Consider the following 25,386-nt stretch of genomic DNA (forward strand, 5'->3'; position numbering starts at 1 on the left):
TATATCTATAACATTAAATATAACTATGAATCTCATAGTGATTTATATATTATAAGTATGTTCTATTGTTTTATATAAGAGGGGAGATTTATTCTGAAAAGCATATTGGCTAACTTAGTACTACTAAAAACCTATAAAAGTGACTATTCTATAGCTCAAATAATCCAGTAGCAATAATTGTAGACACATTAATTCCATCAGTGGCGTGGCCAAACTTACCTTCTTTTACAGCCTTATCTAAACTATTAGAAGCCTTATTGATAAAATCCTTACCCCATAATTTTTTTACTAACTCAGTGTCACATGCTTTATCAAAATCTTCTTTCAAATATATAAACGGTGATTTTTTAGTGTGAAGTGATACACTCTCTTTGAAAAGATTATTGCTCGAGAAAACCCTCCCTACTTTAATTGGTACATTACCTGTTATCTTAGTTAGTTGTTCTAGGTTTTTTTGTGTAGGAAACTTTTTCAAGTTATCGAATGGAATTTCCAATAAACCGTCAGTAAGGTTAATAAGATCGTAAAGAACTTGTGAGTTTTCCAGTTTTTTAGAATTTTCTCCTGTTGATATATTGGTTAGATATCTTGAGCTTAAAGGACTAAAAACGACTCGATACTGTGGGAACAGACCCGAATGGAACCTATTCCTAAAGTGCTTATAATGAAGTATTAAAGGATCTATAGCGCTACCATGCATATCCATTTCTTGCATTGTCGATAGGGTATTATTTAAATCACTAGCGAATTTGTTCTTCAACTGAGTGTCTTTGAAGCTTTTTGATAGAGACGCTATAAAACTATCATAATCATATATTTTTGGATTTTTTGCATAAAATATTCGATGGTTTTCACCACCATGTCCACCTATTGATACCTTTCTATAGTCACTTTCAAAGATAGGAAAATAGATTGGGTGATATAACCCCAAGCTTGTGTCCTTCCAAATCAAGTATTTTTCTTGCGCATTTAGTTTTTTTGGATTGTAGATAGTAGGAGGGCTTTTATCGTTTAGCTCATATCCATAATGGTTTGTAATTTTCCCAGCAATCTTGATATCGATATCATCTCCTCTTGTCAAACTACTAATCAACCTATAATCAGCATTTACCTTCTGAGTTTTATTAGCAATGTTTGATAGTGAAAACACCGACCGTGAGTCTAGGCCCCCTGTTAGACCTTGCTGAATAAAAAAGTCTTTGCATGAAAGTAGAGTTGCTATTCTCGATGACCACATCGCGACAAAATTTCTTAGTACATTATCGTAATCAGTCTCTAAAAAATCTAAATTATGTATTTTTCTAATTTCTAGCTTCTTAGCCCCAATTTTTAAAATCGAATTTAAAGGTAATATTTTTATTTCATTTGCTATTGTATCAAATGTCACAGGCTGCTGAAAAACAGATATGCCAATATGCATTGCCATGATCGATTGAATTCTTGGTGTGACCCTAATTGAGTTCTCGGCTAAATGTTCAACTATCTTCGTTAAAGAATTTGAAACTGCCCAACTCCCTGTTTTTTCATCACTAAAATATAATATTTTTTTATATCCGGAATAATCGCTACCTATTTCATATCCGTTATCAACTCTTTTTGCTGTTACGTAACAACCGTCTTCACCTAGTGCAATCTCTCTACCTGTTTCTTCAAAATACTTATCTGCACCTTCCTGACCAAAAACAAAATTTTCTTTATCGAAACAATAGCCTTGAAACAGTCTTTCTGGATTATCCTTGAAACTAGATAATAGATATGTAAGTTCATTTTGCATAATATATATTTCCTAGCTAATTTATATTGTAATAAAATATTTTAGGATGATTTTTATTGTAAACATTATATTAGGAATATGGTCGCACTCAACACTATCTCAACTATTAGAGTTTTCAGTAAGTATTGTTCTGCAAATACAACTCATTCTTAATCACGGTAGTAGTTTTCACCCAATTTCTTTCAACTTCAACCCAAGCTCTTCCGTTCTCACCTAGAGTCTTTCTTAGACTTTTGTCATTCATTAACAACTGCAACTTATCGGCTAGATCACTGACATTACCTTTTTCAAACACTAATCCGGTCTTATTTTCAATGACCATTTCTTTTAATGCTTGTACACTAGAGACTAAAACAGCCTTTTTCATAGCTAATGCTTCTAATGGCTTCATTGGAGAAACTAGCTCGCATACTGGCTGGGACTTGCGTGGGAAGGGAGCAATATCTATAAGGGAGTAATAACTCTCAACTTCCTCAAAAGGTATACGCCCAGGCATAATTAACCAATCATTAAACCCATAAGTTGTCGCAATTTCGCTAATCTTGGCTGTAATAGGACCAACATCTTGACCAGAAGCATTTTCATTACCTACAAGTAACAACCTAAATGGTACACCTTTGAATTTCAGAATAGCACAAGCCTCTGCTAGATCATCGAGACCTTCATATTGTACAAAAGTACCAATATAACCAATAACTGGAACGTCATCCGGAATATTGAGTTTTTTTACTAGTTCCATGTCGCGCTCTTTTGGGATAAAGTTATCTGGCGAACACGAATTAGGAACCAACGATATGGCTTCTTTTTCAACCCCTCTTCTTACCAATTCATTTATCATGGGATTCGTTAATGTGAAGACATGAGTAGCATGTTTTGCGGCTAAGGTCTCAAGTAACACTTGCACAGTATAAGCGGGCTTTTTTTCGAACTCTGGCTCACGCGAAACGCGCGTGATTTCCCAAAGACCACGCACTTCATAATAGAAGGGAATCCCTAATCTTTTAGCAGCTATAAGACTAGGAATGGCTGTAATATGATTGGAGGCTGCTATAACATACTGAGGGCGATATTCTCTAAACCTTGTCTCAATTACATTTGCTGCCTCAAGCATGTAATCATAAGGAGTCATCCCTCTACGTGATGTTGATAAAGAACGCACATATCTGTAACCGTCTATAATTTCAGTTTCCGGTACGTCTTCAGCGTCTAGATCATCTTTGATATCTATTGGAAACCCTGGTCGATTGATAATAACCACTTCGAAACCATGACTTTTTAGACCTTCACATACCCCAAAAGCTCTGGTTGCATAGCCACCAGAAGAATAAGGAAAGCTATTATGTAAGACATAAGCAATTCTATTAGGGATACTATCTATCATATCTCTAGGCTCACTAGGAATATGGTTTTCAACAAGTAGGCTATAGGCAGGAGATTTATATATTTTTTCTAATAATAGCTTCTGTTTGGAGTCTGATGATTTTTCTAAAATAGGTACAAGTTTTCTTAAAACTACAGACGTATTAGCAAAGTCTTGGTTTCTTTGATATACCCATAAACTAGCTCTCAATATTTTTTCACTTTGATCTATCTTTAAAGCTTCTTCACAGAAATATATTTCTAGTTTTTTATCATGGGCTGATAATGCTTTTGAAACCTTAAGTAATAAAAATGCCTTATCTGCTGTTCCCATATGATACGATTTTTCTTCTACAAAATATAAGAGCTTTTCCTTACCATATTTGAAATAAAATTCTAGAACTAAATCGGGAAACTTAGAAGACTTATAGTTCAATAAGTTGTTTTCATAGACAACATCATACTCTTCTAAGGTGTTCATACTTTTATCAGACAACAAAGAGGTTAACTTATGACTGAATAAATCTACTAATGCAAAATATTCTTGGTCATTCGTTTTTTCTCCTTCCTGAAAAAGCTTGTTGATCACCATTTCTAATTGATTTAAATCTCTTAAGTAATAGTTAGTCCATGCGTAAGCTTTTAGGTTTTTCTTATTACTGTTTAATTCAATAGACAAGCCCATTAACGTTTTATACAATTTAGGATTCTGATCCTTCACTGTAAGCGCATTGTCATAAACTATATTAGATTTTTCTTGTGCTGAAATATCATACCATTCCAAAAACTCTGTAACACCTAATAACCCATGCTTTTTATGAATCTTGATCAGTAATTTATCAAGTGAACTAGACCTAAGAAGCTGTTCATAGTTTATCTTTGGTTTTTTATGAGAGCGACGGCTCTTAGCATCTTCTCTTAGAAGGTATAGCTTCCAAGGCAAGGTTAATGCACCTTTAACAGTTTTAGCATCAATTAAAGCCTTACCTAAACGATAGGAAATAGTTTGATACTCACTTTTAGTCGTCTCTTTATTTTTCATTTATATTACTCTTAAGTCTAGTATTGATTTTTTTACATGATACCTACAGCGTCTATCACTGATACGTTACTTTTTAAATCTTCTTTTTTAAACTCATTATGAGCCACTAAAATAGCAACGATATCAGCTTTGTCTATCGATTCAGATAAGCTTACCAACGTCCCAAACTCTAGTGTTTTAGGCAGTTTATCAATATTCGGCTCTACCAGTAGAACTTCTGCTGAGTCTACATCTAACATTTCTCTAGCAATATGAACTGCAGGGCTCTCTCGTAAATCATCAATATTAGGTTTAAAGGCCAAACCTAGTAACGCTACTATCGGCTTCTCAACACCTTGTTTTTTTAGCTTATTTACTTCGGCCATGATTTTCTCAATAACCCAATTCGGTTTGCTATCATTGATTTCACGAGCTGCACGAATGATCTTCGCTTCGTCTGGATTTTGGTTAACGATGAACCATGGATCCACAGCGATACAGTGACCACCTACTCCAGCACCAGGTTGTAGAATATTGACACGTGGGTGATGATTGGCAAGCTCAATCAATTCCCAAACATTGATATCCAATTTGTCTGAAATAATAGATAGCTCATTAGCAAAGGCAATGCTTACATCCCGAGAGGCATTCTCGGTAAGCTTTGCCATCTCGGCCGTACGTGAGTTGGTCGCTAGCAAATCACCTTCTACAAAGATACGGTAAACTTCTTGCGCTTTTTTAGTCGACTCTTTGGTCATTCCGCCAATGATACGATCATTTGAGATTAGCTCTTCTACGACCTTACCTGGTAATACACGCTCGGGACAATAGGCAACAAAGATATCAGCTTCGTTATCAGGCTCATGATATTTGGGAAAAGTTAGATCAGAGCGCTCTTCAGCGAGCCACTCAACCATTTTTTCAGTAGCACCTACTGGTGATGTTGACTCTAATATTACTATATCTCCTTTTTCTAATAGCGGAGCTAGTACTTTACTAACAGCCTTGATATAAGAGAGATCAGGTTCATGATTATCCCCCTTAAAAGGTGTAGGAACCGCAATAAGATAAGCATCTGAATGTACAGGGATAAAACTAGCTTTAAGCTTTCCGTTAACCACTGCTTGTTTGACGATAGTTTCTAAACCTGGCTCCACAATATGGATTTTGCCTTGGTTGATTGTATCAACTGCATGCTGGTTAACATCAACCCCTATTACGTTTGCTCCATGATGTGCAAACATTGCCGCTGTTGGTAAACCAATGTAGCCTAGACCGAAAACACAAATATTTTTCATTATTGACTCACTTAACTCATATTTAATTATTCAGTTTGAACGTTATGCTTTATCGAAAAATTTGATAATAATTTCTGTAATGCGCCGTGATGCTTGGCCATCACCGTAAGGGTTGTGAGCGTGACTCATCTTAAGATAAATAGCCTCATTTTCAATCAAATTGCTTACTTCAGCTACAATCGTAGGTGCATGCGTACCTACTAATTTTACAGTTCCTGCCTCTACAGCTTCTTGTCTTTCAGTAGTCGAACGCATTACTAATACTGGAATACCAAGAGAAGGAGCTTCTTCTTGGATGCCACCTGAGTCGGTTAAAATTATATGACTAGTACTCATCAAATATACAAAAGGTAGATAGTCTTGAGGTTCGATCAGTTTGACGTTGCTAAGATTTTTTAATAACCTATTTACAGGCTCTTTAACGTTAGGATTTAAATGCACGGGATAAACAAATTCATAATCTGGGTACTTTTTTGCTAACTCTTGTATCGCTTGGCAAATTGATTCAAACCCATCACCGAAATTCTCACGACGATGGCCAGTAATTAGAACGCGACGCTTTGTAAAGTCCAATTCAGTAAACTTAAGTTTCAATTCAGTTTGTAGCTTTACGTTAGTTTCAAGCTTGTTTTTAACCTCTAATAAAGCATCTACGACTGTATTACCGGTAGTATAGATATAGTCAGGATTGTTATGTTCATCATATAAATGCTGAGCAGCAGCTTTAGTTGGCGCAAAATGTAACTTAGTGATTATACTTGTAAGCTGTCTATTGGCTTCTTCCGGCCAAGGGGAGTAAATATTATAAGTACGCAAACCTGACTCAACATGTCCTATAGGAATTTGCTGATAGAAAGCGGCCTGTGCTCCGCATAATGTCGTTGAAGTATCACCATGAACCAGTACTAAATCAGGTTGACATTCTTTTAGTACTGGTTCGAGGGCAAGCAACATTCTAGAACTAGCTTGAGTTAAGCTTTGTCCTGACTTCATGATATCCAAATCATAGTCTGGAGTGATTTCAAATAAAGATAATACTTGATCAAGCATTTCACGGTGCTGAGCCGTAACACAAACTAAGGATTTGATATTCGGATTGTTAGCTAGTGCTTTGACAACAGGGGCCATTTTAATTGCTTCAGGACGTGTTCCAAATATACTTAGTACTTTTATCATAAACTTCTCTTATTTATTTTTATCTACTTTTAATAATGAATTACACCAATTTGGTATAACCATTCGGGTACATGCTCTGCCAGCGCCATGTATCTTGACACATATCAGTAATCGATAATTCAGCTTGCCACCCTAACAACGTTTTCGCTTTATCGACACTGGCATAACAACTCGCAATATCACCTGCTCGACGATCTGTAAACTGATAAGGAATAGCTTGTCCAGATACATCAGAAAATACAGATACCAACTCTAATACAGACGTACCTTTGCCAGTACCTAAGTTAATAGGTAAAAAGCCTACTGAATATTGTTGTGTCGTACCACTTTCGTTTAGTCTGGTTTGTTTCTCTAAATAATCGAAGGCAGCCACATGACCTTGAGCTAAGTCAGTGACATGAATAAAGTCACGGACACCTGTTCCATCGACAGTAGAATAGTCATTACCAAAGATGCTAAGCTTTTCAAGTTTGTCGACGGCCACTTGGGAAATATAAGGCATCAAGTTATTAGGAATATCATTTGGGTCTTCGCCAATCTGTCCTGATGGATGTGCCCCTACTGGATTAAAGTATCTAAGAGCAATCAGGTTCCAACTGTCATCAGACACAGCTAGGTCTTCCAAGATATGTTCAACTGTTAGCTTACTTTGTCCATAAGGATTGGTGCAGGAGCGTGGTGATTCTTCATTGATAGGTAGGCTTTCAGGATCACCATAAACAGTAGCAGAGGATGAGAAAACGAAATTTTTGACATCATACTCTGACATTATTTCTAATAAAGTGATGGTTCCACTGACATTATTATTATAATACATGAGTGGTTTGGCAACAGACTCACCAACGGCTTTTAAACCAGCGAAATGAATTACGCCAAAAAAATGATGCGCGGCAAATACTTGTTTGAGTGATTCAGCATCTCGTATATCACCTTCGATAAACTCAATTGTCTGTCCAATAAGCGTAGAGACACGGTTAATCGCCTCACGGCTACTATTGAATAAGTTATCGTACACAACAAAATCATAGCCTGCTTCATGCAATGCTATACAGGTATGCGTACCAATATAGCCTGCTCCTCCCGTAACTAGTATCTTATTTTTCATAAAATTTTCAAGCATAAAAAAGACACCCCATTGTAGGGGTGTCTTTATCATATTTCAATGCAGATTTAGTAGTTTAACTGTAGACTAATGCCTATCTTACCAGCCAGTAACTTCTTTTAACTTGTCGCCAAGTTTAGATGGGTCACGTGTATACGCGATACCAGCATCTTCAAACGCTTTGAACTTCTCTTCAGCAGTACCTTGACCACCAGAGATGATAGCGCCAGCATGGCCCATACGCTTACCTTCTGGAGCAGTAACACCAGCGATATAGCCAACAACTGGCTTAGTTACGTGGTCTTTGATATAAGCAGCAGCTTCTTCTTCAGCAGTACCACCGATCTCACCGATTAGGATGATAGCTTCAGTTTGTGGATCAGCTTCAAATAGCTTCAATGCATCAATCTGGTTCATACCAGGGATAGGATCACCACCGATACCGATACAAGTTGACTGACCAAAACCAAGCTTAGTAGTTTGAGCTACAGCTTCGTAAGTCAACGTACCAGAGCGTGAGATGATACCTACTTTACCTGGCTGATGGATATGGCCCGGCATGATGCCGATTTTGCATTGACCTGGAGTGATAACGCCTGGGCAGTTAGGACCAACCAAACGTACATCGCCAGCTTCTTCAAGATAGCGTTTTGCTTTTAGCATATCGATAGTCGGTACGCCTTCAGTGATCACAACGATCAACTTAACGCCAGCATCGATTGCTTCAACGATAGAGTCTAATACAAATGGTGCTGGTACGTAGATAACAGAAGCGTCAGCTTGAGTCGCTTCCATGGCTTCCGCCATGGTGTTGAATACTGGTAGGCCTAGGTGCGTTTGACCGCCTTTACCTGGAGTCACACCACCAACTACTTTTGTACCATATTCGATGGCTTGTTCAGAATGGAACGTACCATTTTTACCAGTAAAACCTTGTACCAATACTTTGGTATCTTTATCGATTAATACACTCATTATATTTTCCTTGTATTCGGTTGTCTTGTAACAGCAGTCTTTACAACTATCATTATCAAATTTTGATAACCAATCTTTATTATAAAAACCACTATTACGATTTGACTACTATGCTTAAGCGTTTATCTCTAAACACTTATGTTTAAAGACTTACGCTTTAACAGCATCGACAATTTTTTGAGCCGCGTCAGATAAACCTTGAGCTGAAATCAATTTCAGACCAGACTCTTCTAGAATTTGTGCGCCTAGCTCAGCGTTGTTACCTTCTAAACGAACAACAACTGGTACTTGTACGTCAACTTCTTTGATAGCAGCGATAATAGCTTCTGCAATCATGTCACAACGTACGATACCGCCGAAGATGTTGATTAGAACGCCTTCAACACTGCTGTCTTCTAGGATGATTTTGAACGCTTCAACAACGCGATCTTTAGTTGCGCCGCCGCCAACATCCAAGAAGTTAGCAGGCTTGCCGCCATACAATTTGATGATGTCCATGGTCGCCATTGCAAGACCAGCACCGTTAACCATACAACCGATGTTGCCTTCTAGAGCAACATAGTTTAGGTCAAATTCAGCAGCTTTAAGCTCACGCTCATTTTCTTGAGTCTTGTCTTGTAGTGCTGCGATTTTTGGCAGACGATATAGTGCGTTTGAATCGATACCGATTTTGCCATCAACACAAACGATTTCGCCATTTTCACGAACAGCTAATGGGTTGATTTCCATTAGAGCAAAGTCGTTTTCAACAAATGCTTTATAAGCGCCAGTCATCAATTTAACGAACTGGTTAATTTGCTTACCTTCTAGACCAAGTTTGAACGCAACGTCGCGCGCTTGGAAAGGCATTAAACCAACTAAAGGATCAACATTCACTTTGAAGATTTTTTCTGGAGTGCTGTGTGCTACTTCTTCGATATCCACACCACCTTCGGTAGATGCCATGAAGGTTACACGGCGAGTTGCACGATCAACGACTGCGCCAAGATATAGCTCAGTTTGTACTGGATACATATCTTCTGCAACCAATACAAAGTTTACTGGCTGACCATCAGCATCAGTTTGGAACGTTACTAGGTTAGTACCGATCAGCTCTTCAGCAACTTGCTTAGCTTCTTCACGAGTTTTAACTAGCTTTACACCACCAGCTTTACCGCGACCACCAGCATGTACTTGCGCTTTAATTACCGCAATGTCAGTTGGGGTTTTATCAAAAGCTGCTGCAGCTTCTTCGCCGTTGTGAGCGATGATGCCTTCTTGAATTGGCAAACCGTAGCTTTTTAATAGCTCTTTTGCTTGATACTCATGTAAATTCATTGATTGTATCCTTTATTTTTTACAATTAATAAAAAGTGAAATCAAGTGCGCACATATACATATTAATCATACGTCTGACGCACTCATGATTGTGGCATCACCGAAATAGCGATACCCCAATCAGGTTGTAAATCGATAATAACTAAACGAGCAACTACTTATTTCTTACGTTTTTTGCGTTGGATAGCGTGGATAGCACGACCATCTGCAGATAGAGCAGCTTCATGTACTGCTTCTGAAATAGTTGGATGAGCAAACGTCATCAACTGCAAGTCTTCAATGCTAGAAACAAATTCCATCGCGATCATACCTTGATGGACGATATCACCAGCACCAGCAGCGATAGCATGCATACCTAATAGACGATCTGTTTTCGCATCAGCAACTACTTTCACAGAACCTTGCGCTTCGCTTTGCGCTAATGCACGACCGTTAGCAGCCAAGTTGAAAGAACCTGTTTTAACTTCATAGCCAGCTTCTTCAGCTTCTTGCTCAGTCAAACCTACCCAGGCGATTTCTGGGTGAGTATAAATGACATTGATGATAGTGTCATAGTTAACTTGAGGTTTTTCGCCATGAATACGCTCAACAGCCATCATGCCCTCTTCCATTGCTTTGTGCGCAAGCATAGGACCACGGACCAAATCACCGATAGCATAAACGCCATCAAGATTGGTTTTGCACTGGTCATTGACATCGATAAGGCCACGTTCAGTCAACGTGATGCCACTATCATCGCCAAGTAGCTTTTCAGAATAAGCGCGACGACCAACACAAACGATTAGTTTGTCAAAGCTCTCCTCGCTCGATTCGCCGTTGCTTTCGCTAGTGACGACAACTTGGTCACCTTGAACTTCAGCATTGGTTACTTTGGTATCGACACGGATATCAAGACCTTGCTTCTTCAGCATTTTGCCAGCTTCTTTTGAGATGTCTTTGTCAGCAGCAGCTAAGAAACTAGGAAGTGCTTCATATACGACGACCTCGCTACCTAGACGACGCCATACTGAACCAAGCTCAAGACCGATAACACCAGCACCGATAACGCCTAGACGCTTAGGGACTGAGGTGAAATCAAGTGCGCCAGTTGAATCAACAATGCGGTCACCGTCAGTTTTGGCAACAGGAATTTCGATAGGCACAGAACCGGCCGCAAGAATAACATTCTTAGCAGTGATCGTCGTTTCGCTTTCGTCTTCTAGAGCAGTAAATTTGACTTTTTTGTCAGCGCCTTTACCATCAACTAAAGTACCCCAGCCTTGTAGCCAATCAACACCATTGCCTTTTAGCAACGCAGCAACACCGCCAGTCAACTGCTTAACGATACCTTCTTTACGCTCTATCATTTTTTCGATATTGATAGCAACGTCACCAGTACTGATACCGTGCTCGTCAAGGTCATGCTTAGTAGCTTCGTAACGATGTGAGCTATCAAGTAGGGCTTTTGATGGGATACAACCAACGTTTAAGCAAGTACCGCCAAGTGCTGGCTCGCCTTTATAAACGCGCTTTTCGATACAAGCAACACTCATACCGAGCTGGCCTGCACGAATAGCTGCTTCGTAACCACCAGGACCGCCGCCGATGACGACTAAATCATAATTGTCTTTCATAGTACGTTCCTATTTTTAATTGAATGTGTCATTTAAACTGGTTGTTATCTTGCTGATAGATCAGCGTTATCTACACTGAATAGTTAATACACTATGTCAGTGAGATAGGCTCACTCATCGATAATCGATAGCAAGTCACCATTATTAAATTCATTTAAATACAGTTATCAGCGCATGAAGAGATCGCTGAGTAATAAAAATCATTATCTATACCAAAGTTAAAAAGCTTGTATCAGCGGTTGCCAATACAAGCTTAAAAGCTTACAGGTCTAGTAGTAGCATTGCAGGGTCTTCGACCAACTCTTTGATAGTTACCAAGAACTGTACTGCTTCTTTACCATCGATCATACGATGGTCATAAGATAGCGCTAGGTACATCATTGGTAAGATTTCAACTTTGCCATCGACTGCCATTGGGCGGTCATTGATAGCGTGCATACCTAGGATAGCAGTTTGTGGTGGGTTCAGAATAGGTGTTGACATCAATGAACCAAATACACCACCGTTAGAGATAGTGAACGTACCGCCAGTCATGTCTTCTAGACCAAGCTTACCTTGCTGTGCTTTACCGCCAAACTCACGGATTGTGCTTTCAACGTCAGCCATACTCATGCGATCAGTATCACGTAGTACTGGAACAACCAAGCCACGATCTGAAGATACTGCTACACCGATATCATAAAAACCATGATAAACAATGTCATCACCATCTAGTGAAGCATTTACTGCTGGGAAGCGTTTTAGCGCTTCGGTCGCTGCTTTTACGAATAACGACATAAAGCCTAAACGTACGCCATGACGCTTTTCAAACTTCTCTTTGTACTTAGTGCGCATGTCCATCAATGGTTTCATGTTCACTTCGTTAAACGTCGTCAACATCGCTGTATCTTGTGATGCTGATAATAGACGCTCAGCAACACGCTTACGAAGACGAGTCATTGGAACACGTTTTTCAGTACGCTCACCCATTGATTCAGCAACAGGACGGCCGCTATCAGACTTGATGCTGCTGTCTGATTTCAATGTTGGGTTAGCCATATCAGTTTTGGTTACACGACCACCGCGGCCACTACCTTCAACTTCTTTAGGATCTACGCCTGACTCTTTTGCTGCTTTACGAACTGCTGGGCTTTGATCTTTATGATCAGCTTCGCCTTTCTTATCTGTTGCTTGAACAGGCTCACCACCATCGGCAGCTTGTTTTGCTTGAACTGGCGCAGCTGGTTGATCTGGATCTACTGCTGGCGCTTCTTCTGCGCTAGCACTAGCACTTGCACCGGCTTCAAACTGAGCAATAAGCTCATCAGACAATACAGTATCGTCAACTTGCTTTACGATTTTGGTCAATACACCATCATCAGGTGCCACAACTTCTAAAACAACTTTATCAGTTTCAATTTCAGCCAATAGGTCATCACGATTAACTTGTTGACCTTCAGTGACATGCCACTCAACGATTGTGCCATCGGCAACCGATTCTGGAAAAACGGGGGCTTTGATGTCAGCCATCGATATACTCCTTAGATTTGGATATTCATACTTATTATTAAGTCGTGATAGGCAGTCAGTAATCTTCTAATAACCTTGCTTATAATTTATTAAAAAACACTGACTGTCATCGCCTGATTCATTTATCTTCTATAATCTTTTGATTAGACAAGGTGTTACTGAGCTAATTCATCAACACTTATACCAAGGCCACCAGCAATGAGTGCTTGCTGTTGTTGAGCGTGCAGTTTCGGTGATCCTGTTGCAGGGGCTGCACTAGGAGGACGCGCTACTGGCTCCATGACTTTTGCTTTGGTTGGATGAGGTACGACAATACGGAACATATGCGGTGCTAAGTAGTACCAAGCGCCTTGGTTCAATGGCTCTTCTTGCGTCCATACTATTTCAGTTAGGTTACTGTACTTTTCGATTTCAGCGATTAAGCGAGTCTCTGGCAATGGGTACAATTGTTCAATACGAACGATAGCCACATGATCAAGACCTAATGCACGGCGCTGCTCTAATAAGTCATAATAAACCTTACCACCACACAGAACCATACGAGTCACTTTATCTGCGTTGTGATCGTCCATCTCTGGCAATACCGTCTCAAACTTACCGTTAGCAAGCTCTTCTAGATTAGAAGTCGCTAGCTTATGACGTAATAAGCTTTTCGGTGACATAACGATCAGTGGCTTACGAATAGGACGTACTGCCTGACGACGTAAAGCATGATAAATTTGCGCAGGAGTCGTTGGCGTAATGACCTGCATATTGTCTTCAGCACATAGCTGTAAGAAACGCTCTAAACGTGCGGATGAATGCTCAGGGCCTTGACCTTCAAAGCCATGTGGTAACAACATCGTCAAACCACAAACACGCTGCCATTTGGTCTCGCCGCTTGAGATGAACTGGTCAATCACAACCTGAGCACCGTTAACGAAATCACCAAACTGTGCTTCCCAAACGATCAATGCGTTCGGTACAGTAGTCGCATAACCATATTCAAAGGCTAGTACCGCTTCTTCTGACAACAATGAATTGTAAGTAGCAAAGCGCGCTTGATTTTCGCTCAAATGAGACAACGGCACATACATGCTGCCATCATTGACATTATATATTTCGCTGTGACGATGTGAGAAAGTACCACGGCCAACATCTTCACCAGTAATACGTACTAATACGCCGTCGTTATCGACCAATGATGCATAAGCCAATGTCTCAGCTGCACCCCAGTTAAGAGGCTCTTCGCCCGTTTGCATCGCTAAACGCTGCTCAACGACTTTTTGAACCTGACGTTGTAACTTGTAACCTTCTGGCATTTCGGCCATACGGCGTCCATAACCTTTCAGCTTTTCGATATCAACACTGGTATCCCAGTCATCAACCAAGTCATGACCTAGATAAGGTTTCCAATCTACAAATAACTGTTCGTTAGGCTCTTGAACCAGTGAGCTAACAACATAATCACCACGGTCTAACGACTCACGATAATCATCTTCGTACTGTTTCTCTTCTTCGGCATTTAAGATACCTTCTGCGATAAGTTTTTGCGCATAAAGAGTACGAGTAGTCGGAAGCTTCTTAATAACAGCGTACATCAATGGCTGAGTTGCAGATGGCTCATCTGCTTCGTTGTGGCCATTACGACGATAGCAGAACAAATCAATGATGATATCTTTGTCAAACTTATGACGATAATCTAATGCTAACTGAGCGGCAAATACGACTGCTTCAGGATCATCACCGTTTACATGTAGGATAGGAGCATGAACCATCTTGGCAACGTCAGTACAATATTCAGTTGAACGAACATCTTCTTGACGGCTAGTAGTAAAGCCAACTTGGTTATTGATTACGATATGCACAGTACCGCCAGTGGTATAAGCACGGGTCTGTGACATCTGGAAGGTTTCTTGAACCACACCTTGACCAGCAAAAGCAGCATCACCATGAATCACGATAGGTAATACTGAATTACCACCAGTATTGTCTAGTAATGGCTGATCGTTACGACGTACTTGACGGGCACGTACTGAACCTTGTAGTACTGGCGCGACAATTTCAAGATGCGATGGGTTAAATGCTAAAGCCAAATGCGCTTCGCCACCTGGTGTCATCACATTAGATGAGAAACCATTGTGGTATTTAACATCACCTGAGCCTTTTTCTGGCTGTACTTTACCATCAAACTCATCAAACAAGTCTGCAGGGTTTTTACCTAAGATGTTAACTAGTAGGTTTAGGCGGCCACGGTGAGCCATACCAATAACCATTTCTTTTGTGCCATATCCGCCAGCACGTTGAATGATTTCATTGATCGCAGGAATGAAGCTCTCGCCCCCTTCCAAACCAAAACGCTTAACACCCGTATATTTACGAGCAAGATATTTTTCTAGACCTTCGGCAGCCGTCAAGCGCTCAAGGATAGATAAACGTTTTTCTTTGTCGAATTTGATATAGCCTAGATTGGTCTCTAGGTATTCTTCCATCCAGCGTTTTTCGGTACTGGTGGTAACATGCATATACTCGACACCGATATGGCCACAGTAAACACGTTCCATGATTTCGATGATTTCGCGCAATGTCGCTTCATCTTTACCGATGACTAAATCATTGGTCGGGAATACGGTATCAAGATCAGCTTCTGACAAATTATGATAAGCAAGCGTCAAATCTTCTACTTCTGCACGTGGATGCAAATCTAAAGGATCAAGCTTGGCACGGCGATGACCGCGACGACGGTATGCTGAGATTAGTTGCTGTACGCCCATCTGCTTAGGGTCACAGTTGGCAGAGCTGCTAGAGTCGGTATCAGTACTGCTACTCTTATTTGCCGTTTGATTACGAGCAAGTAGTAAGAACTGATCTTTGATAGCGTTGTGCTGAGCATCATTCTGCGACTTATACTGTTCAAAGTACGTTTGCCAGTCAGTATCAACACTATCAGGGTCTGTTAGGTATTGCTCGTAGAGAGCTTCTATATAGTTGGCGTTATCGGCAGCCAGTTCGGTATGTACTCGGCCAGATTTTTCTTTGGTTATACTATTCATAATAATCGTCTATTTGATAGATAAATGAATGGAATCGTGCTTATTATTGTGTCAGTCGTTGTATGCTCAGGTAGTTAGACAATGTGTCATATCCTGTTAAATACTATTCGATAAAACACTTTTATCCCTAAGTATTGCCATTACCATAGAATATTGCTGTCATTGTCTACAAGAGCAAGTGATGCTAAATAGTGGTAACAAGTCTTATTGCAATACCCGTCTAAAAATAAAACTATTTGTGAACGCTCAGTTTTCTTATCTAGCTCGTTTCACAACATTAATTTATATATACTTCTTTGAGTCATAACCAATCCATTAATGATAAGCTATTAATAGGTGATTATATTTTCAGCTAACCTATAAACTGATTATTGATGCTGAACTACCCTAAATTTGCTGATAAACCCTGCCTTTTCAGACAGACATACATTGCTGTATAGATTATCATGCCCATTTTTTGCGACATAGTTTGTTTGTTCAATACTAGGTATTTATGTAATGAATATCTAACATCAATTATAAACGCATAATCATTGTGCGCATAGTATTTTAGCCTGATAATGTCATAATGTGCTCAAATGGCACATATTAAGCGCTAAAAAAAACGCTTTAATCACCTCATTAAATACCAAATACAATTATAACAAAATTCAACTATGTCTATATTCGATTATATAGGGTGATTGTCTATATATTATTTCTTCTTACATACGACCAACGTATTGACCATACAGTTTTACTCATAAATCATTTAATACCTATTTTTCAATAGGCTAAATTTGTCCTATTCTTTAAATAACAAGCCAACTATAAACAGTAGTAAATCTATATATCAGCTTTTTAACTAACAAAAACACCACCTAATGAATAGGTGGTGTTTTTCGTATAGTAACTATAAATATCAATTATTTATGATTAACCAGCTTGGTCAATCAACATATTACGTAGATGACCGATCGCTTTGGTTGGATTCAATCCTTTTGGACAAACTGATACACAGTTCATGATACCGCGGCAACGGAACAAGCTAAACGGATCGTCTAAGCGAGCTAAACGTGCTTGAGTATCACCGTCACGGCTATCAGCAACGAAGCGATAAGCATGCAGTAATGCTGATGGACCTAAAAACTTATCAGGGTTCCACCAGAAAGATGGACAGCTGGTTGAACAACAAGCACATAGAATACATTCGTATAGACCGTTCAGTTTCTCACGCTGTTCAGGTGACTGTAAACGCTCAGTTGGCGGTGCTGGCTGATCGTTGATTAAGTACGGATGTACTTTTTCATACTGCTCATAGAACTGGTTCATATCGACAACCAAATCACGAACCACTGGCAAACCAGGTAGCGGACGAACCGTTACTTTTTCTGGTAGCGTGTTCATGTTGATTAGACATGCCAAACCGTTCTTACCATTAATGTTCATGCCGTCAGAGCCACAAATACCTTCACGGCAAGAGCGACGGAAAGTAAGTGTTTCATCTTCTTTCTTTAGGCGTAATAGTACGTCAAGCAACATACGATCTGAATCAAGTAGCTCAATCGTATAAGTTTGCATGCGTGGCGCTGCGTCCAGATCAGGATCGTAGCGATAGATTTCGATGGTGCGAGTACCTCGGCTCATAATGCTAAACTCCACACGTAGGTGATGGCGGGCATACAAAGATTGCAACATATTTGCGCTAGCTATTAATCAGTACTGATAACCAATATCGGATACTAATTAATAGCGTAGTAGCGCTGGCATGAGCATGTAGCTGGCGGTCACCTTTTTAATAAATTAATAAGGGATAAAACGTTAACACTGCTGTTATCTATCAACTATATATAAAGTATGCAGTCTAGAATTAGTAGACGCGGACTTTTGGTTCGATATAATCAACGGTTAATGGCACTTTACGTACTGGCTTATAAATGATGCGATTGCCTTCAGAGTACCATAAAGTATGCTTCATCCAATCGTGGTCATTACGGCCGTTAGGTGCGTAATCATCATCTTCTGGACGATCATAGTCAGATACACTGTGTGCGCCGCGGCTTTCATGGCGCTTCGCTGCAGATATCATTGTCGCTTTTGCTACTTCATACAAGTTAGCAACTTCGAATGCTTCAATACGTGCTGTGTTGAACACTTGTGATTTATCGCCAAGATGAATCTTGTCGATTTTTTCACCTAGCGCTAAAATCTTCTCAACGCCTTCGTCCATCATCGCTTGCGTACGGAATACACTAGCGTGTTTTTGCATCGTAGCACGAATCTCATCAGCCACGTCTTGCGCGTTGTAGCCTTCAGTAGACTGTTGCAATTTGTCTAAACGCTTCACTGTAAAGTCAAGTACACGTGGATCAAGTGGCTTATAGTTATGGTCTGCATGATGGAACTCATCAACGATATGCTTACCAGCTGCACGGCCAAATACCAATAGATCTAGTAGAGAGTTCGTACCTAGACGGTTAGCACCATGTACACTTACACAAGCACACTCACCGATTGCATAAAGACCTTTAACGACGTTGCCTTTAGCATATAAGCCGTCTTCATCAGTACCTGCATCTAGATCCGGTACAATCACTTGACCATGAATAGTGGTTGGAATACCGCCCATCATGTAGTGAATGGTTGGGATTACTGGAATTGGCTCTTTAGTGATGTCAACGTTAGCGAAGTTTTTACCAATCTCAAATACTGATGGTAGACGCTTCATGATGGTTTCAACACCTAGATGCGTCATATCCATTACGATATGATCAGCATTAGGACCACAACCACGGCCTTCTTTGATTTCTTGGTCCATTGAACGCGATACGAGATCACGTGGTGCCAAGTCTTTCACGGTTGGTGCATAACGCTCCATGAACGCTTCGCCATCCTTGTTACGCAAGATAGCACCTTCACCACGGCAACCTTCAGTCAATAGTACACCTGCACCATGAACACCAGTTGGGTGGAACTGCCAGAACTCCATGTCTTGTAATGGAATACCAGCACGTACTGCCATGCCAATACCGTCACCAGTATTGATATAAGCATTGGTAGAAGCTGCGAAGATACGACCAGCACCACCTGTCGCTAGGACAGTAATTGGTGATTGGAATACTGCAATCGTACCCGTCTCTTGCTCAAGCGCGACGACACCGTTGATGTTACCAGCTTCGTCTTTGATCAAATCAAGCGCGATCCACTCGATAAAGAACTCAGTACCTTGCTCTAGGTTTTTCTGATATAGCGTATGTAGTAGTGCATGACCTGTACGGTCAGCAGCGGCACAAGCACGTTGTACCGCTTTTTCGCCATAGTTAGAAGTGTGACCACCGAACGGACGCTGATAAATCGTACCGTCTTCATTACGGTCAAACGGCATGCCCATGTGCTCAAGCTCATAGACTACTTTTGGCGCTTCACGGCACATATATTCGATAGCGTCTTGGTCACCTAACCAATCTGATCCTTTAACGGTATCATAAAAGTGAAAGTGCCAGTTGTCATTGCTCATGTTACCCAAACTTGCACCGATACCACCCTGAGCGGCAACCGTGTGCGAACGCGTTGGGAATACTTTGGTAAGAACTGCAACCTTCATGCCCGCTTCCGCTAAATGCAATGAAGCACGCATACCTGAGCCGCCGCCACCGACGATAACTGCATCGTAGTTTAGGGTCTTGATATTACTAATGGTATTGTCTTGTCTAGTTGCCATTACGGTTTTCCTAATGCCTGTTAATGCGTAAAAGTAAATCAAAGACTTTTTGAGACATCTCTATTACAGCTATAAAGGCTTACTATTTGGCCATCTCTACGCTTATAAAATAAAGAGTCTTAATAGTCGTTAACCACTTAATTTGCATATCTATCGTTATACTGAACTAAGCCTACTCAACTATAATCAGATTAGCTGATCAGTAATGCCAGTCCAATGCTATGACTATTCTTGGCTATCAACGGATGACTCTAAAATACTTTGCCAACTAATGTAGCAGTTGAATGCATCCGTCGTTATATATAGATATCAGAGCTTTTTATGAGATGGTTAAACGGCAGCGATACCGAAACCGTTACCCCAAAAAATCATGATGCCCCAAAATAGAAATACTAAAATAGCGATAATCATCAATGACTGTAGTACTAAACGTAAACCTGCTGCGCTTGAGCCCAGTTTGCCTGTTGTAATATAGTCAGTAAATACTGTCCACATCCCAACCCAAGCATGACCAGCTAGTGCAAGTACTGCAACCAAGCTGAATAGACGCATCGGTAGGCTGGTCATAAATGATGACCATTCAACGAAAGTGACATCGCCATGGGTCAAAAAGAAGCCCAGCAATACCACACTATAAACGGCTAAAACAACAGCACTAATACGCTGAATAATCCAATCACGTGAGCCTGAACCTGTCAGACCAGTAGCACTTTTGATTCCTGAATCATTTTTTATCATTAGAACATCACCCATACAAATGACGCGACAACTAAAATCGCTGCAATCACAAAACTGACCATAGAGGCAGTGCGGCCAGATTTTAGCTCTTCGTTCATGCCCATATCAGCAAATAAATGTTTGATACCCATTACAAAATGATATGCAATGGCGGCAACAAATATCCATGCCAAAAAGCGCACAAGTACATTGTCAAATACGGTCGCAAAACTCTCAGGCGATGCCAATGAGTTCTGTAGTATCCATAACATGACAGGAATCAATAAAAATAAAATAATGCCAGAGATACGATGCAAGATAGAGGCGATCGCGATCGGTGAGCGATTAACGCTAATCACTTGGCTTAAAGGCAGATCAATAGGTCGGTTGCTTTTCACAGCGGGCATCCTTTTGCGGTTATACTCCTGTATCTGCTATCAACGCCTGACATAAATAGTGCCAATTGAGCATTGAGCAACACACGAGACGAATAAAGTAAGGAAGAGCTAGCTGACTTCGTTTAGTTTGCGCTAAATATGAAGAAAGGATCCTGTATATAAAGGTATCGATAGACTGTTCAATGTCGCTTGTCGAATCGACAGGCCTATCAAACAACCTATCTATTATACAACAAAGAAAATAAACATGAGTAACATCGACTAACCAGTCTATTTTAGAGGTCGTATCAATAGTAAGACAACGTTACTATGTCTTCTATATCAGAGCAGACCTTATATTAGGCACTTGAAATTTTGTGCCAAACAAATAAAAAAGATTGGTTAAGAAGAAAATTCAAACCATAGAATGCGGTTTGGTCTATCGTAACACCAGACAATCGTAAATAAGCATGAATAGAAGACGCTCTGAACGACACTATAACATGGTCATTTATTAATTCGCGCAAAGCTAGTGCCAGTTAATTCCTACAATTATAAAATGCCTGAGCAATAATTACAAATTTATCCATTCAGTAAGAATATATACATATTCAATCAATAAATGAATGCATAAGGATAATGCTAGTTTTAACAGTGATTATTATGACAAACTTTAATCCGCTTACTAGGCATAGTCTGCCAGTTTTTGGTGTCATTATTTATGAGTTTTGTCTCTAAAATATATTTGAAAACCCAAAATATTGGCTCGATAATGCTGCTATAAACTTGCTCAAAAATAGAGGAATCTTAAGCAAAATAACCTGACAGACATATTTTGATACAAAAATTACAGCGAATAACCACCGCCACACCGCGCCAATTGGACACATGGTCCATAAAAGTTTTTTCAAATCATCAAGAATTGCTGCTAATATACCCTGCGTACTAAATGAGTTGAATGCACTTTTACCGTTCAACCGACAATGACGCGAGGGTATGCGTCTGTAGTAATTTATTCTAACAAGTCAAACCAATGGAGAGCAATTTATGGCTGATACTAATGCCAAACTAACCGTGAATGGTGAAGAATACGAACTTCCTATTATTAAAGGTACTTTAGGGCGCCCAGTTATCGATATTGCTGCTTTACAAGAATCAGGATTTTGGTCTTATGACCCTGGTTTTAAAGTAACTGCTCCTGTTGAATCAAAGATTACTTATATTGATGGTGGCAAAGGCGAGTTATTACACCGCGGCTACCCTATCGACGAGCTAGCGAACAATGCTGAGTACCTAGAAGTTGCTTATGCACTTTTACATGGTGATCTACCTACTGCTGAGCAAAAAGCAGAATTTTTTGAAAAAATCCGCGAGCATACTCCTGTTCACGATCAATTGCGTAAGTTCTTTGAAGGCTTTCGCCGTGACGCGCATCCAATGGCTATCATGGTTGGTGTCGTTGGTGCCTTATCAGCGTTCTATCATGAAGACCTAGACGTAAGCAATGAGGAACATCGCGAAATCACAGCTATTCGTTTGATTGCTAAGATGCCTACGCTTGCTGCGATGAGTTATAAATACTCACAAGGCGAACCGTTCATGTATCCGCGTAACGACTTTAACTACGCAGAAAACTTCTTATACATGATGTTTGCAACACCTGCTGATGTAGACTATGAGAAAAACGACGTTATCACTCGCGCAATGGACAAAATCTTTACCTTGCACGCTGACCATGAGCAAAACGCTTCTACGTCAACAGTACGTTTAGCTGGTTCTACTGGCGCAAACCCTTATGCGTGTATCGCTGCTGGTATCGCAGCCCTATGGGGACCATCACATGGCGGCGCGAACGAAGCTGTTCTTGAGATGTTAGACGAAATCGGTACTGTTGAGAACGTGCCTGAGTTCATGGAAAAAGTGAAGAGCCGTGAAGTGAAGCTAATGGGCTTTGGTCACCGTGTTTACAAAAACTTCGATCCACGCGCTCAAGTAATGAAAGAGACTTGTGATGAAGTACTAGAAGCACTAGGTATCAACGATCCTAAGCTTGAATTGGCGATGGCACTAGAGAAAATTGCGTTAGAAGATCCGTTCTTCATCGAGCGTAACTTATATCCAAACGTTGATTTCTACTCTGGTATCATCTTGAAAGCTATCGGTATCCCAACGTCAATGTTTACCGTAATCTTTGCATTGGCTCGTACTTCAGGTTGGATCAGCCATTGGTTAGAAATGCACAGTGCACCGTTCAAAATCGGTCGTCCACGTCAGTTATACACTGGTGAAACGCGCCGTGATTTTGTAAAAGTTGAAGATCGCAAGTAAGCAAAAATAATATTTATCCAATAAAAAATCCCGCCATCGTGCGGGATTTTTTATTATCTTAATTCTCGTTATTTGATATTGATTGTTTTATGAGAAATGACTAACCAAGTTGATAAAAGTATAGTCAGTTACTGAAACTCTTTTAACGTTTGCTCATATTTGGCAATCTGCTCATCGTATCCTTCGATGGTTTCATTAAACTTAGCCATCAAAGCTTCAAACTCTTGTTGTTGCTTCTGCTTCATTTGCTGCATATCAACCACTTGTTGAGCTTCTATTTGTTCCCATACCTGATGCTGAATAATTAAACGGGCAAGTGCCGGACTTTTTGCACTTACTCTACCAGCAATCTCTGCATGCTCAAATAACTGCGGAACCAACGTCGCCACATTGATTAATGTATCAGAATCCTCTGCGCTCAGCGGTGTTGTCACCGGTTGATATAAGGCATCCATGGTTTGCTGATAGCGTTCTATAATTTGGTCCTCAGTCAACATAACAGGTTTACGCGGCTCAAGACTGATACGTTTTAAAACCGTTAAATCGCGCTCACCAACTTCAGTGCTAGTATTGACGTCAACCTCTGCATCTACATTTGGATTGCTGTCTATCGGGGCGATATCGTTATGCGATGACACCACTTCTTCAGGACTGGTAGCGGTAGTATTTGCGTTAGGAGCGGTATTATCGGTCGCTATTTCGTTATTACTATCTGTATTTTCACTATTACTAGTATTCAGTAATAAAAGCTCCTCACTGTCTGACGCATCTGCCGCTTGCAATGACTCATATTCTGCTTGCAATCGTCTCTGTAAACTCTGCGCCTGTGCGACATATATCGGCTGAAATTGTTTTATGCGCGCAGCAGCTGAGTCACTTTTTGGCATAGGCTGACTGTCTTCTACGCTTGTTTTTTCACTGGTTTGACTGTCATCAGCTACAGGTGATGTGTCAGACTGCTGACAGCCTGTCAAAAACAATACTCCTGACAGTGCGGCTACAAGCAAAGTCGGTTGGTAGCGGGTATCAACATTAGGCTTTACTGACAAAAATTTAAACATGAGAGTGCATATCCTTTGGTAAAGCAAAATTATTAAAGGGTAAATTACAACTGCGGTTCATTATTCTTTGATTTTTAGCGACACAACTGACTGTTAAATCGTCCAATATAGTTATCCAGTATTTATCCAACTGACCTGTGTTTCAGTTAATGTATAGCTCAATCGTTCTATAGTTCGGTTATGACTTATCATAACCAAGCTTACTGTTACTTTTAAAAATTATATGGCTGATGGATCATCGGTATTTTCTGCCTTAACAATAGGCTGCACCGTCAAAAATGGAATACAAGCTTCCCACTCTTGGCAGTTCTGACCACGCTGACGACGTACAAAATAGTCTTGAACCATGCGTGCCTGCTGCTCAATACCATACTTAAAAAATGATTTACCTGTTTCTAACACGTAGTCGTATTTTCGGTTGATAATCGCTCCGCGTACCACTTTTAAGCCTTGCTGTAACTGCCATACGTGCGTTAGCTCGTGTATGAGCCAGCTTTGTTTGTTCAATGGAGCTTTACTAAAATCCGTAATCCAATCGACTGAATTAAAGTAAATATTGCCATTGGGGCTAACGGCATAATGTTTTAGTACCCACCACGCTGTCTTTAACTGCACTTCATCAAGTTTGATGCTGTCACCAAATACTGAATACGCCAACGTTATCTCGCCAGCTGTCAGATAACGTGACTGCTGCTTGCCTGTATCACTACGCAAGTAGCGATTGAATAAGCGTTTGAGAGTCGGTTCAGACATCGTTAATGCAATACCTTATATTTGATAAGCCATTTTTAGTGTTTAATAGTTAACAGTCACAATTAGCTAACTTTTCCCATCAATACGGTAGAACTGTTAATAGTAGAGCCATTAATATAGGTTAATGATGAAAACTAAAGTGCTCAGGACACAAGCTATACGCTTAGTTAGCTTTCATTAACATATTTTTGCGTTAACCTAGCGCGTATGACTTGTAACAAGTACTATCCTTATAAACTAGCCTACTTCTACTGCTGATGTCTAATACTCATTA

General features: G+C 40.1%; 17 protein-coding genes. 1 reads left to right on the forward strand and 16 read right to left on the reverse strand.

Going from position 1 to position 25,386, the window contains the following annotated elements:
• Positions 1–148: 148 nt before the first annotated feature.
• The 14 genes from ACQKCP_RS07850 to sdhC form a co-directional block, all read right to left on the reverse strand.
• Positions 149–1,774, reverse strand: coding sequence for a hypothetical protein (locus tag ACQKCP_RS07850; RefSeq protein WP_427611915.1), 1,626 nt, complete (start codon positions 1,772–1,774; stop codon positions 149–151).
• Between the two features lie 115 nt (positions 1,775–1,889).
• Positions 1,890–4,175, reverse strand: a complete 2,286-nt coding sequence (locus ACQKCP_RS07855; RefSeq protein WP_427611916.1) for a glycosyltransferase family 4 protein — start codon at positions 4,173–4,175, stop codon at positions 1,890–1,892.
• Positions 4,176–4,207: 32 nt separating this feature from the next.
• The gene (gene wecC / locus ACQKCP_RS07860; protein WP_427611917.1) at positions 4,208–5,452 is read right to left on the reverse strand and encodes a UDP-N-acetyl-D-mannosamine dehydrogenase; all 1,245 of its coding nucleotides are present in this window, start codon (positions 5,450–5,452) and stop codon (positions 4,208–4,210) included.
• A gap of 42 nt (positions 5,453–5,494) precedes the next feature.
• The gene (wecB, locus tag ACQKCP_RS07865) at positions 5,495–6,628 is read right to left on the reverse strand and encodes a non-hydrolyzing UDP-N-acetylglucosamine 2-epimerase (protein WP_427611918.1); all 1,134 of its coding nucleotides are present in this window, start codon (positions 6,626–6,628) and stop codon (positions 5,495–5,497) included.
• 40 nt (positions 6,629–6,668) lie between these two features.
• Complete coding sequence (galE, locus tag ACQKCP_RS07870; protein WP_427611919.1) at positions 6,669–7,748, reverse strand: UDP-glucose 4-epimerase GalE; 1,080 nt, start codon at positions 7,746–7,748, stop codon at positions 6,669–6,671.
• Positions 7,749–7,829: 81 nt separating this feature from the next.
• On the reverse strand, positions 7,830–8,705 hold the full coding sequence (sucD, locus tag ACQKCP_RS07875) for a succinate--CoA ligase subunit alpha (protein ID WP_101204626.1): 876 nt from the start codon (positions 8,703–8,705) through the stop codon (positions 7,830–7,832).
• Between the two features lie 150 nt (positions 8,706–8,855).
• Positions 8,856–10,022 carry an ADP-forming succinate--CoA ligase subunit beta gene (sucC, locus tag ACQKCP_RS07880; RefSeq protein WP_057757869.1) on the reverse strand — a complete coding sequence of 389 codons (1,167 nt, stop codon included), beginning with the start codon at positions 10,020–10,022 and terminating at the stop codon, positions 8,856–8,858.
• 158 nt (positions 10,023–10,180) lie between these two features.
• Positions 10,181–11,635, reverse strand: a complete 1,455-nt coding sequence (gene lpdA / locus ACQKCP_RS07885) for a dihydrolipoyl dehydrogenase (protein WP_427611920.1) — start codon at positions 11,633–11,635, stop codon at positions 10,181–10,183.
• A gap of 261 nt (positions 11,636–11,896) precedes the next feature.
• Complete coding sequence (gene odhB / locus ACQKCP_RS07890; protein WP_427611921.1) at positions 11,897–13,144, reverse strand: 2-oxoglutarate dehydrogenase complex dihydrolipoyllysine-residue succinyltransferase; 1,248 nt, start codon at positions 13,142–13,144, stop codon at positions 11,897–11,899.
• 155 nt (positions 13,145–13,299) lie between these two features.
• Entirely contained in the window at positions 13,300–16,176 is a 2,877-nt protein-coding gene (locus tag ACQKCP_RS07895; protein ID WP_427611922.1) for a 2-oxoglutarate dehydrogenase E1 component, read from the reverse strand.
• 915 nt (positions 16,177–17,091) lie between these two features.
• Positions 17,092–17,802 (reverse strand): succinate dehydrogenase iron-sulfur subunit, encoded by a 711-nt coding sequence (locus ACQKCP_RS07900; RefSeq protein WP_055123743.1) that lies wholly within the window; start codon positions 17,800–17,802, stop codon positions 17,092–17,094.
• Positions 17,803–18,025: 223 nt separating this feature from the next.
• Positions 18,026–19,876, reverse strand: coding sequence for a succinate dehydrogenase flavoprotein subunit (gene sdhA, locus ACQKCP_RS07905; protein WP_201547479.1), 1,851 nt, complete (start codon positions 19,874–19,876; stop codon positions 18,026–18,028).
• A 330-nt stretch (positions 19,877–20,206) separates the two neighbouring features.
• Positions 20,207–20,611 (reverse strand): succinate dehydrogenase, hydrophobic membrane anchor protein, encoded by a 405-nt coding sequence (gene sdhD / locus ACQKCP_RS07910; RefSeq protein ID WP_057762261.1) that lies wholly within the window; start codon positions 20,609–20,611, stop codon positions 20,207–20,209.
• 2 nt (positions 20,612–20,613) lie between these two features.
• On the reverse strand, positions 20,614–21,000 hold the full coding sequence (gene sdhC, locus ACQKCP_RS07915; RefSeq protein ID WP_082624524.1) for a succinate dehydrogenase, cytochrome b556 subunit: 387 nt from the start codon (positions 20,998–21,000) through the stop codon (positions 20,614–20,616).
• 1,017 nt (positions 21,001–22,017) lie between these two features.
• Between sdhC and gltA the strand changes: the two genes are divergently transcribed.
• Positions 22,018–23,298, forward strand: a complete 1,281-nt coding sequence (gene gltA, locus ACQKCP_RS07920) for a citrate synthase (RefSeq protein WP_057757851.1) — start codon at positions 22,018–22,020, stop codon at positions 23,296–23,298.
• 128 nt (positions 23,299–23,426) lie between these two features.
• On the opposite strand, the gene ACQKCP_RS07925 is transcribed toward gltA, so the two are convergent.
• A complete protein-coding gene (locus tag ACQKCP_RS07925) occupies positions 23,427–24,359 on the reverse strand; it encodes a hypothetical protein (protein ID WP_427611923.1) in 933 nt (310 codons plus the stop codon).
• A gap of 219 nt (positions 24,360–24,578) precedes the next feature.
• Entirely contained in the window at positions 24,579–25,112 is a 534-nt protein-coding gene (locus tag ACQKCP_RS07930) for a type IV secretion protein Rhs (protein ID WP_427611924.1), read from the reverse strand.
• Positions 25,113–25,386 lie beyond the last annotated feature (274 nt).

The sequence above is a fragment of the Psychrobacter sp. NPDC078631 genome, from assembly GCF_050268165.1.
GTDB lineage: Bacteria > Pseudomonadota > Gammaproteobacteria > Pseudomonadales > Moraxellaceae > Psychrobacter.